Origin of the sequence: Streptomyces sp. NRRL WC-3626, assembly GCF_000718785.1 — a bacterium.
GTDB lineage: Bacteria > Actinomycetota > Actinomycetes > Streptomycetales > Streptomycetaceae > Streptomyces > Streptomyces edwardsiae.
This window is the reverse complement of record NZ_JOCA01000022.1, coordinates 48,175-62,497: the sequence shown is the minus strand read 5'-3', so window position 1 is coordinate 62,497 and position 14,323 is coordinate 48,175. Positions and strand designations below refer to the sequence as shown.

Annotated in this window: 13 protein-coding genes; 5 read left to right on the top strand and 8 right to left on the bottom strand. The window is 71.7% G+C overall.

The genetic code is table 11. The features are described from left to right. Nucleotides 1-2 precede the first annotated feature (2 nt). From IF28_RS0127785 to IF28_RS0127775, 3 genes are read left to right on the top strand one after another with little or no spacing between them, the layout of a single operon-like run. Nucleotides 3-908, top strand: a complete 906-nt coding sequence (locus IF28_RS0127785; RefSeq protein WP_030225616.1) for a universal stress protein — start codon at nucleotides 3-5, stop codon at nucleotides 906-908. A 39-nt stretch (nucleotides 909-947) separates the two neighbouring features. Beyond that, on the top strand, nucleotides 948-1,841 hold the full coding sequence (locus IF28_RS0127780) for a universal stress protein (RefSeq protein WP_051713908.1): 894 nt from the start codon (nucleotides 948-950) through the stop codon (nucleotides 1,839-1,841). A gap of 58 nt (nucleotides 1,842-1,899) precedes the next feature. Then, nucleotides 1,900-2,406, top strand: coding sequence for a flavodoxin domain-containing protein (locus IF28_RS0127775; RefSeq protein ID WP_030225610.1), 507 nt, complete (start codon nucleotides 1,900-1,902; stop codon nucleotides 2,404-2,406). Nucleotides 2,407-2,600: 194 nt separating this feature from the next. Here the strand turns inward: IF28_RS0127775 and IF28_RS0127765 are convergent, their stop codons facing one another. Further along, nucleotides 2,601-4,037, bottom strand: a complete 1,437-nt coding sequence (locus tag IF28_RS0127765; RefSeq protein ID WP_030225609.1) for an endo-1,4-beta-xylanase — start codon at nucleotides 4,035-4,037, stop codon at nucleotides 2,601-2,603. Nucleotides 4,038-4,484: 447 nt separating this feature from the next. Here IF28_RS0127765 and IF28_RS0127760 point away from each other — a divergent pair, with 447 nt between their 5' ends. Then, nucleotides 4,485-5,912 (top strand): non-reducing end alpha-L-arabinofuranosidase family hydrolase, encoded by a 1,428-nt coding sequence (locus tag IF28_RS0127760; protein ID WP_030225608.1) that lies wholly within the window; start codon nucleotides 4,485-4,487, stop codon nucleotides 5,910-5,912. 78 nt (nucleotides 5,913-5,990) lie between these two features. Then, entirely contained in the window at nucleotides 5,991-6,656 is a 666-nt protein-coding gene (locus IF28_RS0127755; protein WP_030225606.1) for a phosphatase PAP2 family protein, read from the top strand. Nucleotides 6,657-6,663: 7 nt separating this feature from the next. Here IF28_RS0127755 and IF28_RS0127750 read toward each other — a convergent pair whose 3' ends face one another. The 7 genes from IF28_RS0127750 to IF28_RS0127720 are packed head-to-tail and all read right to left on the bottom strand — an operon-like array spanning nucleotide 6,664 to nucleotide 14,321. Then, nucleotides 6,664-8,007 (bottom strand): glutamate-1-semialdehyde 2,1-aminomutase, encoded by a 1,344-nt coding sequence (locus IF28_RS0127750; RefSeq protein WP_030225605.1) that lies wholly within the window; start codon nucleotides 8,005-8,007, stop codon nucleotides 6,664-6,666. A gap of 7 nt (nucleotides 8,008-8,014) precedes the next feature. After that, nucleotides 8,015-8,566 (bottom strand): dTDP-4-dehydrorhamnose 3,5-epimerase family protein, encoded by a 552-nt coding sequence (locus IF28_RS0127745; protein WP_030225601.1) that lies wholly within the window; start codon nucleotides 8,564-8,566, stop codon nucleotides 8,015-8,017. Next, nucleotides 8,563-9,789, bottom strand: a complete 1,227-nt coding sequence (locus IF28_RS0127740; protein ID WP_030225598.1) for a polysaccharide pyruvyl transferase family protein — start codon at nucleotides 9,787-9,789, stop codon at nucleotides 8,563-8,565. Before IF28_RS0127740 ends, IF28_RS0127745 begins: the two co-directional genes overlap by 4 nt. Beyond that, the gene (locus IF28_RS0127735; RefSeq protein WP_030225595.1) at nucleotides 9,786-10,733 is read right to left on the bottom strand and encodes a glycosyltransferase family 2 protein; all 948 of its coding nucleotides are present in this window, start codon (nucleotides 10,731-10,733) and stop codon (nucleotides 9,786-9,788) included. The genes IF28_RS0127740 and IF28_RS0127735 overlap by 4 nt, the downstream gene beginning before the upstream one ends. After that, entirely contained in the window at nucleotides 10,730-12,019 is a 1,290-nt protein-coding gene (locus IF28_RS0127730; protein ID WP_030225593.1) for a membrane protein, read from the bottom strand. Before IF28_RS0127730 ends, IF28_RS0127735 begins: the two co-directional genes overlap by 4 nt. 5 nt (nucleotides 12,020-12,024) lie before the next feature. Further along, nucleotides 12,025-13,308: a DUF4910 domain-containing protein gene (locus IF28_RS0127725; protein ID WP_030225591.1), complete on the bottom strand. Its 1,284-nt coding sequence runs from the start codon at nucleotides 13,306-13,308 to the stop codon at nucleotides 12,025-12,027. Next, on the bottom strand, nucleotides 13,296-14,321 hold the full coding sequence (locus IF28_RS0127720) for an NAD-dependent epimerase/dehydratase family protein (RefSeq protein ID WP_030225589.1): 1,026 nt from the start codon (nucleotides 14,319-14,321) through the stop codon (nucleotides 13,296-13,298). Before IF28_RS0127720 ends, IF28_RS0127725 begins: the two co-directional genes overlap by 13 nt. Nucleotides 14,322-14,323 lie beyond the last annotated feature (2 nt).

Below are 14,323 nucleotides of genomic sequence, written 5' to 3'. Positions count from 1 at the left end.
GCATGGCACGCGTGATCACCGTGGGACTCGACGGCTCGCCGGAGAGCCGGGCGGCCGCGGAGTGGGCGGCCCGCGAGGCCGCGCTGCGCCAGGCGGCGGTACGGCTGCTGCATGTGTGGCAGCCGGTACCGGAGCCCATGGCCCAGGCCCCGCTCCTCGGCGCCGAGACGCATCAGCACTGGACCGAGCGGATCCCCAGGGAAGCCGCCGAGGGCCTCGGACTGCGGCACCCCGGCGTCGAGGTGACCACCGAACAGCGGGCCGGAGCCCCGGCGGACGCACTGCTGGACGCCGCACGCGACGCGGAACTGCTGGTACTGGGCTCGCGGGCCCTGAGCGGCCTCGCGGGCTTCCTGATCGGGTCCGTCGGCCAGTCGGTGATCGCCCGCGCCGAGGTGCCCGTGGTCCTCGTCCGCGCGGGTGAACAGGCCGCCGACGAACACGTCAAGGACCCCGTCGGCATACCCTCCGCCGCCACCGGTTTCCGGCCCGTGGTCCTGGGCCTGGACCCCGGCAACCCCGACGACACGGTGCTCACCTTCGCGTTCGAGGAGGCACGGCGCCGCGGGGCGACGCTGACCGTCGTCACGGGCTGGAACCTGCCTCCCTACTACGTCTACGGCCTGGCCGCCGGCGTCGACCCCTGCGCGGAGGCCGCCCGCGAGCAGGCCGCCGCCCTCACCGAAGTGCTCCTGCCCTGGCGGGAGAAGTACCCGGAGGTCGAGGTGACGGAACGGTCCCGGCTGGGCAGCCCCGCCAGTCACCTCGTCGACGCGGCCCACGACGCCTCCCTCGTCGTCGTCGGCCGCCGCATCCGCCGCAGCCCGTTCGGCGTGCACATCGGTGCCGTCGCCCACGCGGTCCTGCACCACGCCACCACCCCCGTCGCCGTCGTCGCACACGGCTGACGCGGTCCATCGGGAAGAGGGACGAAAGGAGCGGGAACCATGAAGGCATCGGTCGTCCGGGAGTTCACGGAACCCCTGCCCGTCGTCGTCGGCGCCGACGGCTCCGAGCCGAGTCTGCGGGCCGTCGACTGGGCGGCCGACGAGGCCGCCCTGCACGGAGTGCCGCTGCGGATCGTCCACGCCTACCGCTGGGACCGGTACGAGGGTGCCGCGCCCGCCCGGGAGCACGGCGAGCCGTCCGCGCGGGTGACGCCCGACGACGTCGTCCTCGTCGCCACCCGCCGCGCCCGCCGGCACCACCCGGACCTCACCGTCACCGCCGAAGCGGTGGCCGAGGAACCGGAGTACGTCCTCCTGCGTGCGGCCCGCGACGCGTCCGCGGTGGTCGTGGGCACCCGCGGGCGCGGTGGCGTCGCCGACCTCCTGCTCGGCTCCGTCAGCCTGACCGTGGCCACGTCGGCCGGCTGCCCGGTGATCGTCATCCGGGGCAGCCACGACAACCGGGCCGTCGGCGGCCGGCACGGCGGCATCGTCGTCGGCGTGGCCGACGCCCCCACGGCGGCGGTGCGCTTCGCCGCCGAGGAGGCCCGGCGGCGCGGGGCCGCCCTGGACGCCGTACGGGCGTGGCGGTGCCCCACGCACGACACGGCCGATCACGCGCTGCTCGCGGGCACGCCCGAGCGTGTGCACGAGGAACGGGCGGCCAAGGAACTGGAGGCCGCGCTCGCCGGCGTCCCGGCGGATGCGCGGCTGCGGCGGCACACGGTCGAGGGTCCCGCCCGCCGGGTGCTGCTGACCGCCTCGCACGAGGCGGACCTGCTGGTCGTCGGCCGGCGGCGTCCCGGGCAGTTCGGGCACCGCCTCGGCCGGGTCGCCCACACGCTTCTGCATCACTCCGTCTGTCCGGTCGCGGTCGTACCCGACACGGACTGACGGTCCGGGACCGTGGCGCACGGGCGTCGCGGACGACCGTGGAAGGAGGCGGATCACCATGGACGAGAGGGTTCTGGTCGCCTACGGGTCGGCCAATGGATCGACGGAGAGGATCGCCGAGACCGTGGCGGAGGTGCTGCGGACGGCGGGGATCACGGCCGAGGCGCTGCCCGCCGGGACCGTGACGGACGCGGACCGCTACGAAGCGGTGGTGGTCGGCGGCGCCCTGTACGCGGGGCGCTGGCACAAGGACGCCAGGCGCTTCGTACGACGGCACCGCGGAGCACTGTCGCGACGACCGGTCTGGTTCTTCAGCTCGGGGCCGCTCGACGCGACGGCCTCGCAGCGGGACATCCCGCCGGTACCGGGCGTCAGGAGGGCCATGGACAGGCTGGACGTCAGGCAGCACGTCACCTTCGGCGGTTGTCTCACCGAGGGCGCGCACGGCCGTGTCGCGGGCATGATCCTCCGCAGTGGCAAGGGCGGTGACTTCCGCGACTTCGCCGCCATCGAGCACTGGGCGGCGGACGTGGCGAGGGAACTCGGTGTCATGACCTCCCCCTGAGCGGTGCGGCCCCGTGCCCCCGTGCCCCCGGCATCCGGTCTCCCGGAGCCGGGGGCACGGTCGTGTCCGGCCACCCGGCCGGCCGGGGCGTACCGGACTTCGTCCACGGCGTCGCCCGGCACCGCGGTATCGCGTCCGTCATGACGGAGGCGTGACCGGATGCCGGGCCTCGAAGCGGTGAGCCGGGGGTCCCGTCAGGTGAGGGTCCAGCGCTGGTTGCTGCCGTTCGTGCAGGAGTAGAGCTGGATCAGCGTGCCGTTGGCGGTGCCGGTCCCGACGGCGTCGAGACAGAGGCCGGACTGGACTCCGACGATGGAACCGTCGGAGTTGACGCGCCACTTCTGGTTGTCGCCGCCCCAGCAGCTGTAGATCTGGACCTTGGCGCCGTTGCCGGTGCCCGCGGCGTCCAGGCACTTGTCGCCGTAGACCCGCAGTTCGCCGGCGTCGGTCGGCGCCCACTGCTGGTTGCTGTTGCTGTGGCAGTCCCACAGCTGGAGCTGGGTGCCGTCGGCGGTGCTCGCGTTGGGCACGTCCAGGCAGCGGCCCGAACCGACGCCCTTGATCTGCCCGCCGTCCGGGGGAGGCGTGGTGGTGCCGCCGCCGTTGAGGGCGTCGAGGACCGCGGTGTAGGCGGACTTCTTGTTGCCGTTGTTGTCGAACAGCAGCGGCGTCTGCTCCGAGCGCCACGAGTCGCTGTCGCGCACGCCCCAGACGGTGATGCCGAGGCAGCGCTCGACGGCCAGGCAGTCCTTGGTCACATTGGCGTAGGTCGAGGCCGGGGCGCCCTGGATGTCGAGTTCGGTGACGGCCACGTCGACGCCGAGGGCGGCGAAGTTCTGCAGCGTGGTGCGGAAGTTGCTGTCGTACGGGCTGCCGCTGTTGAAGTGCGCCTGGAAGCCGACGCAGTCGATCGGCACGCCGCGCTGCTTGAAGTCCCGGACCATGGAGTACATGGCCTGGGTCTTGGCCCAGTTCCAGTTCTCGACGTTGTAGTCGTTGTAGCAGAGCTTGGCGGACGGGTCGGCGGCGCGCGCGGTGCGGAAGGCGACCTCGATCCAGTCGTTGCCGCTGCGTTGCAGGTTGGAGTCCCGGCGGGCGCCCGAACTACCGTCGGCGAACGCCTCGTTGACCACGTCCCACTGGACGATCTTGCCCTTGTAGTGGGCCATCACGCCGTTGATGTGGTCGATCATCGCCTGGCGCAGCGAACTGCCGCTGAGGCTCTGCATCCAGCCGGGCTGCTGGGAGTGCCAGGCGAGGGTGTGACCGCGCACCTGCTTGCCGTTCTGCACCGCCCAGTTGTAGACGCGGTCGGCGGAGCTGAAGTTGAACTGGCCCCGCTGGGGTTCGGTGGCGTCGATCTTCATCTCGTTCTCGGCCGTGACCATGTTGAACTCGCGGCCCGCGATCGAGGTGTACGTCGAGTCGCCGAGCCTGCCCGAGGCGATGGCGGTGCCGAAGTAGCGTCCGCTCTGCGCGGCCGCGGCGCCGAGTGTGCTCTCGGCGGCGTGTGCGGCCGGAGGTGGTGCGGCCAGTGCGGTGGCCGCACCGAGGGTGCCGATGGTCAGCGCCAGCAGTAAGCCGCGGATCTTCCCGCGGACGGCGGGTCCGGTGAGGGCGTACGAGCCCATGGCTGTGCCTCCAGGGGGCATAGGGGGCGGGCGGAGGCCGGCGCCTGTTCGACATATCGAGCCGAGGCCGGTTTCTCAGACAGGAATGATTGAGGCGTTGATGATGCTCCGTCAACACTCCTGACGGGAAAAGTTTCTGTCGTCACTCCGAAACTTTCGAACAATTGTTGACGGTGTCGTTGACAGGCTTTACTTGCGTACTTCGCTCGCGCATCGGTGTTCTTACTTCGGGTTACCCGCCCCATAGCCCCCGTGACGTGCGGTGCTCCATGGGGGCGGTCCCGAGAATGTTTCGGAGTCAATGGCGACGCATGCGAGGGGTATTGACGCCGTTCAACGGCTCCCTATCATTCAGGCTGCTCGATACTGCGACACTCGTTCGACATATCGAACACTCTCCCCGGGTGTCGTCACCTCGACCGTCCACTCGAGTTTGGGGAAGTCTCCATGCGTAGACGAAGTTTCAGCCGCCGGTATCCGTCCGCGGTGCTCGCCGCCGTAGTCGCTGCCCTGGCCGCGCTGGCGGCGCTGCTCGTGGCCACTCCGGCCCAGGCCGCCGAAACCGGGGCCTTACGCGGTACCGGTTCGAACCGGTGCCTCGATGTGCTGGGCGCCGCACAGACCGACGGTACGCAGCTGCAGATCTACGACTGCTGGGGCGGGACCAACCAGCAGTGGACGCTGACGGACGCCGATCAGCTGACCGTGTACGGCAACAAGTGCCTGGACGTCCCGGACCACGCGACCACGGCCGGTACCCGGGTACAGATCTGGAGCTGCAGCGGGGCCGCGAACCAGCAGTGGCGGGTGAACTCGGACGGCACGGTCGTCGGCGTGGAGTCCGGGCTGTGCCTGGACGTGAAGGACCACGGCACCGCCAACGGCACGGCGGTGCAGCTCTGGACGTGCAACGGAGGCAGCAACCAGAAGTGGACCGGACTGACCGGGACGCCGCCGGACGGCACCTGCTCCCTTCCGTCGACGTACCGCTGGTCCTCGACGGGCGTCCTGGCGCAGCCGAGGAGCGGATGGGTCGCGCTGAAGGACTTCAGCGCGGTGAAGTACAACGGCAGGAATTTGGTCTACGGGTCGACCTCGAACGGAACGTCGTACGGCTCGATGGTGTTCAGCCCCTTCACCAACTGGTCCGACATGGCGTCGGCCGGCCAGAACGCGATGAGCCAGGGCGCGGTGGCGCCCACACTGTTCTACTTCGCGCCCAAGAACGTGTGGGTGCTGGCGTACCAGTGGGGTTCGGCGGCCTTCATGTACCGCACCTCGAGCGACCCCACCAACGCCAACGGCTGGTCCGCGCCGCAGCAGCTGTTCACCGGCAGCATCCCCCGCAGCGAATCCGACACCGGCCCGATCGACCAGACACTGATCGCCGACGGCCAGAACATGTACCTGTTCTTCGCCGGTGACAACGGCAGGATCTACCGGGCGAGCATGCCGATCGGGAACTTCCCGGGCAACTTCGGCTCCTCGTACACCACGATCATGAGCGACACCAAGGCCAACCTGTTCGAGGGGGTGCAGGTCTACAAGGTCAAGGGCCAGAACCAGTACCTCATGCTGGTCGAGGCGATGGGCGGGAACGGGCGCTACTTCCGCTCCTTCACCGCGTCCAGCCTGAACGGGTCGTGGACCCCGCAGGCCGCCAGTGAGGGCAACCCCTTCGCGGGCAAGGTCAACAGCGGCGCCACCTGGACCAACGACATCAGCCACGGTGACCTGGTCCGCGACAACCCCGACCAGACCATGACCATCGACCCCTGCAATCTGCAGCTCCTCTACCAGGGCAAGGACCCGGCTGCGGGCGGCGACTACAACGCGCTGCCGTGGCGCCCGGGAGTCCTCACCCTGCGGCGCTGACCGCACGATCCCTCTCGCCGCCCCGTGAGTTGTCCGCGGGGCGGCGTGTCCGCCGGGCGCGGCGGCGATGATGGATTCATGCTGGATGAACTGACCCCTCCCACCCGCCCCGGACGGACGAGGTCCCCCGTCCTGCCACCGCCGCTGCGCCGGCGGCTCGCCGTGATCGCCGGGCTCGCCGCGCTGGTGACCGGGGTGTTCGCGGTCCTGTACGCCGGGGACGGGGAGCCCGGTGGCGTGGATGCGCGGGTCGGGACGGCGGTGTACGGGGCGGGGTGGCAAGTCGCCCAGGTCGTCGACTTCTTGGGGGACCCCGGGGGAGCGGCGCTGCTGGCCGTGGGCGGTGCGACGGTGTGTCTGCTGATGCGGTGGCCGCGCGCGGCCGTGTTCGTCGTGGCCGGGCCCGGAGCGGCCGCGGGAACGACGACGTTGCTGAAGCCGTTGGTGGGGCGCACCATCCACGGTGACGAGAACCTGTCCTACCCGAGCGGGCACACCGCCTTCCTCACCGCGTTCGCCGTCACGGTGGCGCTGCTCGTGGCCGGCCGGCTCGGCCTCGGCAGAACGGCGGGGCCGGCACTGGTACTCGGCGTGGCCCTCGTCGCCGGGGCCGCCATGGGGTGGGCGCAGGTCGCCATGGGCTCGCACTATCCGACCGACGCCCTCGGCGGCTGGTGCACCGCCCTCGCGGTGGTTCCGGCGACCGCGTGGACCATCGACGCGGTCGGCCGGAAACACCTCTGACGTACGGTCACGCCCGGCTGCGGAACACCGGTTTCACCGGGCGTCCGCCCAGCCAGGGCGTGGGGTCGCCGGCGTCCAGTGCCTTCCGGTACACCGCGCACGCCCCGGCGACCGCCTCGACGGTGTGATCGATGTCGGCGTCGTCGAGCGCGGCGCTCACCACGAACGACGGTGCCAGCACCCCGCCCGCCAGCAGCTGCCGCAGGAACAGGGTCCGGTACTCCTGTGAGGGCCGCCCCCGCTCGTCCAGGGTGGCGTAGACCAGGTTGCTGTCCCGGCCCCGGACGACGACATGGTCGGCCACGCCCATGCCGGCCGCGGCCTCCCGGACACCGGCCGCCAACTTCGCGCCCAGCGTGTGCAGGTGGGTGGTGACGCCCTCCCGCGCATACGTGGTCTGCACGGCCATCGCCGCCGCCAGCGCGTGCGTCTCCGCGCCGTGGGTCGTGGACAGCAGGAACACCCGGTCACCGGAGTGGCGCAGTCCGCCCTGCTCCATCAGGTCCCGGCGCCCCGCCAGCGCGGAGACGGCGAAGCCGTTGCCCAGCGCCTTGCCGAAGGTGGAGAGGTCCGGGACGACGCCGTACAGGCCCTGGGCGCCCGCCTCGGACCAGCGGAAACCGGTGATCATCTCGTCGAAGACCAGCACGCAGCCGTGCCGGTCGGCGAGTTCGCGCAGTCCGGCGAGGTAGCCGGGCGGCGGTTCGGTGTGGGTGGCGGGTTCGAGGATGACGCAGGCGATCTCGTCCCCGTACCGGGTGAGCAGTTCCTCGGTGGCGGGCAGGTCGCCGTACGGGAACGACACGGTCAACTCGGTGGTCCGCGCCGGGATTCCGGCGGACATCGGCGTGGTGCCGATGAACCAGTCGTCGACGGAGAAGAACGGGTGGTCGGCGCAGAGGGCCACCCGCGGGCGCCCGGTGGCCGCGCGGGCCAGGCGTACCGCGGCCGTCGTGGCGTCGGAGCCGTTCTTCGCGAACTTCACCATCTCGGCGGTCGGCACCGTGGCCAGGAAACGTTCCGCCGCCTCGACCTCCACGAGGGACGGGCGGACGAAGTTGCTGCCGCGGTCCAGTTCGCGCCGCACGGCCTCGGTCACGCGCGGGTGGGCGTGACCGAGGCTGACCGAGCGCAGACCGGAGCCGTATTCGACGTAACGGTTGCCGTCGACGTCCCACACATGGGCGCCGCGGCCGTGGCTGATGACCGGGGCGAGATGCTCGGGATACTGGTCGTCGCCCTTGGCGTAGGTGTGCGCGCCGCCGGGGATCAGGGCGTTCAGCCGCTCGTTCGCCTCCCGCGAGCGGGGCAGCGAGAAGCCGACGGCGTCCGGGGTGTCCGGGGTCTCCACGGTGTGCTCAACTCTCCCTGTTCTTCAGGACGTCGGCCAGGCTCGGCGCCTCACGGTCCCGCTGGGACATCGATACGGCCGGCAGCGGCCAGGGGATGGCGAGTCCGGGGTCGTCGAAGGCGATCGTCACGTCCTGTGCCGGGTCGTGCGGGCGGTCGATCCGGTACGACGTGTCGGCGGTGTCGGTGAGCGCCTGGAAGCCGTGCGCGCAGCCCGCCGGGATGTACAGCGTCGCCTGCGTCTCGCCGGACAACTCGAAGAAGGCCCGGCCCAGATACGTCGGCGAGTCCGGCCGCAGATCCACGACCACGTCGAAGATCCTCCCGTACGAGCAGCGCACCAGCTTGGCCTCACCCGTGCCGGAGCGCAGATGCATGCCGCGCAGCACGCCCCGTACCGAGCGGGAGACGCTGTCCTGGACGAACGCGTGCGGGTCGAGGCCCACCGAGCGGACCACGTCGGCGTCGAACGTGCGGCAGAAGAAGCCGCGTTCGTCGGTGTACGGCGTCGGCTCGAACAGGAACGCGCCCGCGACCTCCGGGACTTCGGTCACTTTCATGGAGTCTCCTGCCGTGCGGGGGTGCCGGTGCCGAAGAGAACGGCGTCCATGTCGGTGAACTGGCGCTCGACGCGCCGGGCGGCGGCCAGATTGCGCTCGGTGAGTGTCCGGCGTAACTCGGGTGACCTGCGCTCCAGTTCACGGAACCGCTCCAGCAGCCGTTCCGCGTCGGCCTCGCGTGCTGGGTGGCAGAAGTCGCCCAGTCCCATGTCGGCCATGAGCGCGTCACTCTTCGCCGAATAGCTGAGGGCGAGCGTCGGAACGCCGACCTTCAGCGCGCAGACCAGATTGTGGTACCGGGTCGCCACCACGGCGTCGGCGCACGCCGTCTCCTTCATCAGATCGGCCAGGGACGCCGCCTCGGCCACGGTGACCAGCGGCGAGCCCACCGCGTCGGCGATCGCGGCGGCCACCGGCCGGTCGAGCTCGTCCCCGGTGAGCAGCCGCACGGGCCGGCCGTCCTCGGCCAGCGCCCGGACGAACCGGGTCGTCCCCTCCAGATAGCGGTGGTGGATCTCCTCCGCCCGGTCACGCTCGTCGTTGTTCCCGTGGAAGTCCATGACACCGACGCACACCGGGCCCGACGTGCCCGCGGCCTCGTTCGTCGCCGGGGCGGGCAGCGCGAACACGAGGTCCGCGTAGATCCCGTCCCGCGAGGTGTCCACGCCCATCGCCCGCATCGCGTCCCGCGAGTGGGCGTCCCGGTAGGACCGGTACGCGGCCAGCCGGGTCGACCAGCGGGTCAGGAACCGGGTCGGCCGGTTGCCGATCGGCCCGGCGCCGACGCTGACCAGCGCCACCTTGGTGCCGAACAGCCGCCCCGTCGCGCACAGCAGGACCAGCGAGTACGGGAACCCCCACGGCCGCAGCGGCAGCGTGGTCTCCAGGACCCCCGTGCCCGGCACGATCACCGCGTCGTGCCGGCGCACCCAGGCGGCGGTGCGGACGACGTCGACGAGTTTGCCCAGCGCCTTGCCCGCCATCGCGCCCACCCGGGACGCGGTCCGGTACTCCCCGCGGTACCAGTTCAGCCGCGTCGTGTGGATTCCGTACCGGGTGGCGACCACCTCGGGCCCGCCGCACATCGAGTCCACGACCGCCTCCGGGTGCGCGGCGCGGAGGTGGTCGAGCACGGCCTCCAGCGAGCCGTCGTTGCCGCTGTTCCCGGAGCCGAGCAGACCGAACACACCGACCCGTAACGGCTTCTCCTGCGCAGACCTCATGCCTGCCTCCCTTCACGGCCGGCGACGAGGGCGTCGACGGAGACGGTGAGCCGGGCCGGGTCGACCGGGGCGCGGTCCTCGACCCGCTCGCCGGCGCCCGGACGGACCCTGCTGGTCATCCACGAGGCGAGGTGCCGGTAGCAGGCACGCCGGTCGGCCGCGGACAGCGGCGCCCGCCGCACCGCCGACATGAACCCCAGGACGTATTCGGCGAGCAGCCGGGGTGTCGGATGCAGCGGTCCCGCCCTGCGTGGGTCCAGATTGACGCACCTGGACCGCTTGGAGGGGTTCGCCCGCTCGGCGCGGGTGGGATGGTCGCGGCGGAAGTACAGCAGCTCCGGCACCTGGTGGAAGGGGCCGTGCAGGGTGATCTCGGCGACGAAGGTGCGGTCGGCGTGGTGGTAGCTGTCGTGCGGCTTGACCCGGCGCAGCACGTCGGCCCGCATCACCCCGTAGAAGTCGTCGCCCCCGGGCTCGAACAGCAGACTGCGGAAGCGCTCCGGCGCGTGCGGCGAGTCGGTGGCGAGCTTGTACTCGTACGGCACCTTCACCTTGCCCTCGCCGTCGATGACCGCCTGACCGGAGTGCGCGAGGATCACGTCGGGGCGCTCGTCGAGCGCCTCCACACAGCGCCGCAGCAGATCACGGGCGTACAGGTCGTCGTGCGAGGCCCATTTGAACAACTCGCCCCGGCACTCGGTGAACACGAAGTTGTGGTTCGGCGCGGCACCGATGTTCCGGGTCAGCCGGACATAGCGGATACGCGAGTCCTTCGCCGCGTAGCGGCGGCAGATGTCCTGGGTCCCGTCGGTCGAGGCGTTGTCGGAGATGACCAGTTCGAAGTCCTCGTAGGTCTGGCCCAGCAGGGCGTCGAGCGATTCGGCCAGATACTCCTCGCCGTTGTAGACGGGCAGGCCGATGCTCAGCCGGGGGTGGGGGGTCATGGATTCCTCACTTCGGGAACGGAATGGTCTTGGCGCTCACGCAAAGCGGCCCGCAACTGCAGCCACCACACGGCGGAGCCGCACACGGACGCGGCGGCGGCACCCCAGGCCGAGCCGACCACGCCGCCGGCGACCGCGCCGCCGAGCCCGCCGGTGACATAGCAGGCGGAGGCGAACAGCTGGGAGCGCAGGCTGCGCCGGGCCGCCGCGAGCGCGCGCAGCCCGGACGCCGCGCCGGTGCCGAGGCCGGCGGCCGCGACGCCGAGCGTGACCGGCACGATGAGCTCGGCGGCGGAGCTCCAGACGTCACCGAGGACGAGCTCGCCGAACCGGTCCGGCACCAGCAGCAGTACCGCGCCCCACAGCAGCGCGGCGACGGCCTGTCCGCCGCCGAGCAGGAAACAGAACGGTCCGAGCCGGTGCGGAGCCTGCCGCAGCACCCGCGCCGCCTCCGCGACGGTGACCAGCGACAGGCCCATCAGGATGGCGAGGAACGGGCCGAGCAGCAGCTCCGCGCCCCGGATCACCCCGACCGCGCCGACGCCGACGATCACGCCGAGCCCGTACGCCCGTATCTGGCCGGCGCCGCTGACACCGACGTTCTCGGCCAGATACCGGTAGCCGAGGTCGCGGTGGTCGCGGTGCCAGTCGCGTGCCCCGCCCGGCCGGGGCCGGATGCCGGACTGCAACCAGCCGTACGCTCCCGCCACCGCGGCGGACCCGCCCCAGGCGAGCAGGAACGCGGTCACGGTGCCCACGCGGGCCGCGACCACCATGGCCGGGACGAGTGCGACACCCCACACGACGTCGTTGACGAACGCCTTCCGGCCGACGCCGGCGGCGAAGAACGCGTACCGCCAGGCGTCCTGCAGCAGCAGCCCCGGCAGTACGACGCCCAGACCGGCGAAGGCGGCCCCCACCTGGCCGCCGATGGCCAGCCCGGCGGCCAGCGACACCGTGCCGATGCCCGTGCCGACGAGCAGCGCGGTGCCCGACGACCGGGCCACGGCCCCGCGCCAGACCGCTTCCGGCACGCCGCTGAAGCGCACCACGAGAGGGTCGGTGGCCAGCCCGCGGGAGACGTTGAGCACCACGCCGTACGTCACCCAGGCCAGACTGAACACGCCGAACGCGGTCAGTCCCAGTGAGCGGGCCACATAGACGCCGACCACGAAGTTGGACAGGCTGGAGGCCGCCTGGTCGGCCAGCCCCCAGGACAGCCGCCCGACGACGCCCCGCCGGGCGGGCCCCGGCGGTGTCGTCGTCTCCTCCCCCTCGGCGGTCATCGCCGTCACGCCTTGATCAGCCCGGCGCCGTGCAACGCGTCGGCCGCGTCGGCGATCGTGTCGAACGGCAGCCCCGACCGCTCCGCGACGTCCAGCAGACCGTGCTCGCCGTCGGAGAGGCTGAGCACCCAGAGCATGGCCAGCTGGGCCTGCTTGGCGTCGCTGCGTCCGCCGAGCGAGTCGTACAACCCCCTTCTGCCCAGCTGCGGTTCGCCGTACGGGCTGAGGTTGACGTACCGCCGGTTGCGGTCGAGCACGGCGAACGCCTCACGGCAGACGGCGAGCGTGTCGGCCATCGCCTCCGGGGAGACGAAGTCCAGGTTGTCCGCCGAGGTGTGGTACTCGGGGTAGCCCGCGTACGGGGTCCGGGTGAGTGAGCCCACGCCGAGGTCGAACCCGGGGGAGCAGTACTGCCGCTCGTCGTAGCCGTACGGAGTGAACTCGGTGATGCGGTGCGGCCGTTCGGAGGCGGTCAGGACGTGCCGCAGCACCCGGTCGATCTCCGCGTCGCCACGCCGGCTGCGCTTGTACGTCAGCTGTCCCGGGTCGCCCGCGCAGGCCAGTACGAGCCCGTGCCTGACCCGTTCCACCCGTTCCCTGTTGCGGGCCAGCCAGGTGATCGCCCCGATCGTGCCCGGGGCGAAGACGAACCGGTAGGTGTAGTACGGCCGTTGCTCCGCGAGCGCGCGGGCCAGGAAGACCGCGACCGCGATGCCGGCCAGGTTGTCGTTGGCCAGCGACGGATGGCAGACATGGCAGGAGACGAGCACCTCGTCGGGAACCCGGCCGGGGACGACATGCTCGCCGTAGGTGAGATGACCGTCGGCGAGCGTGGAGTCGACACGCACCTCGTAGTCGCCGTCCGGGAGCGCGTCCAGGGTCTCCTGGGCCAGGCAGAAGCCCCACTTCGGCTCGTAGTAACTGGTGCGGTACGGCACCCAGGACGGATGCTCCGGCAGGGTGTGCAGGTGTGCGCGCAGCTCGGCCAGCGGCATGGTCGCCGACACCGGCACGCTGTAGCCGAGCACATGCAGGCTGGACGCGCGGAAGTCGACGACCCGGCGGCCGCCGGCGTCCGCGATGTACGCGTCCCGGATGTTCCACTCCTGCGGCACCGTCCAGTCGAGGACCCGTGTCCCGGTCGGCACCTCGTGCATGCGCAGGGGGATGTACTCGTCGACGATGCCCAGGGTGGCGCGCACACCGTCGCCCGTGATGCTCCGGCACAGCGGGTACATCCGCTCCACCAGCGCGTACATCTCCTCGCCGGGCTGGGTCATCGGCGCCACCGCAGGGTGTCGTCGACGGTGCCGGCGTCGGACGCCGCGCGCAGCACGGCGAGCCGGGTGAAGCGCTGCTCGAAGTCCTCCCGGGTCAGCCCGTGCCGCCGGTAGGCGTCGGCGAGTTCGAGCGCGCCCTGCTTCACCGTCCACTCGCAGTCGAAGCCGGGTATCGCGGCCCGGAACCGGGAGAAGTCCACCCGGTAGGAGCGCGGGTCGGCACCGGTCTCCCCGGTGATCACGACCTTGGCGCCGGACACCGCCTCGGCGACCTGCTCGGCGATCTCGGCGACGGTGACGTTGTTGACCTCACTGCCGATGTTGAACGCCCGGTCGTGCACCGCCTCCCGGGGCGCGACCAGCGCGGCGGCGAAGGCGCGCGCGATGTCGGCGGCGTGCACCAGCGGACGCCACGGGGTGCCGTCGGAGAGCACGAGCACCTCGCCGGACAACAGGGCATGCCCGACGAGGTTGTTGAGCACGATGTCGGCACGCAGTCGGGGGGAGTGGCCGAAGGCGGTGGCGTTGCGCATGTACACCGGGCTGAAGTCGCCGTCGCAGAGCGCGTGCAGATCGTCCTCCACCCGCACCTTGGACTCCGCGTACGGCGTCACCGGCCGCAGCGGGGCCTCCTCGGTCACCAGCTCGTCGCCGCCGGCGGCGCCGTACACCGAGCAGGTCGACGCGTACAGGAAGCGCTGCACGCCGGCGTCACGGGCCAGCCGGGCCAGCCGTACCGACGCGTGGTGGTTGATGTCGTAGGTGAGCTCCGGGGCGAGCGAGCCCAGCGGGTCGTTGGAGAGCGCGGCCAGATGGATCACGGCGTCCACCCCGGCCACATGCTCGGCGGTGACGTCCCGCAGGTCCACCCGCGGCCCCGGCGGGTCCGCGGGCGCCGGGCCGAGGACACAGTCGGCGAACAGGCCGGCGTCCAGGCCGACGACCTCGTGTCCGGCCGCCGTGAGGACGGGTGCCATCACGGTGCCGAGGTAGCCCTGGTGTCCGGTGAGCAGTACGCGCAAGG

Excerpts from the sequence above, each read along its gene's own strand:
- IF28_RS0127785 (WP_030225616.1), top strand. The coding sequence starts at position 3 with ATGGCACGCGTGATCACCGTGGGACTCGACGGCTCGCCGGAGAGCCGG.
- IF28_RS0127780 (WP_051713908.1), top strand. The coding sequence starts at position 948 with ATGAAGGCATCGGTCGTCCGGGAGTTCACGGAACCCCTGCCCGTCGTC.
- IF28_RS0127775 (WP_030225610.1), top strand. The coding sequence starts at position 1,900 with ATGGACGAGAGGGTTCTGGTCGCCTACGGGTCGGCCAATGGATCGACG.
- IF28_RS0127765 (WP_030225609.1), bottom strand. The coding sequence starts at position 4,037 with ATGGGCTCGTACGCCCTCACCGGACCCGCCGTCCGCGGGAAGATCCGC.
- IF28_RS0127760 (WP_030225608.1), top strand. The coding sequence starts at position 4,485 with ATGCGTAGACGAAGTTTCAGCCGCCGGTATCCGTCCGCGGTGCTCGCC.
- IF28_RS0127755 (WP_030225606.1), top strand. The coding sequence starts at position 5,991 with ATGCTGGATGAACTGACCCCTCCCACCCGCCCCGGACGGACGAGGTCC.
- IF28_RS0127745 (WP_030225601.1), bottom strand. The coding sequence starts at position 8,566 with ATGAAAGTGACCGAAGTCCCGGAGGTCGCGGGCGCGTTCCTGTTCGAG.
- IF28_RS0127740 (WP_030225598.1), bottom strand. The coding sequence starts at position 9,789 with ATGAGGTCTGCGCAGGAGAAGCCGTTACGGGTCGGTGTGTTCGGTCTG.
- IF28_RS0127735 (WP_030225595.1), bottom strand. The coding sequence starts at position 10,733 with ATGACCCCCCACCCCCGGCTGAGCATCGGCCTGCCCGTCTACAACGGC.
- IF28_RS0127730 (WP_030225593.1), bottom strand. The coding sequence starts at position 12,019 with ATGACCGCCGAGGGGGAGGAGACGACGACACCGCCGGGGCCCGCCCGG.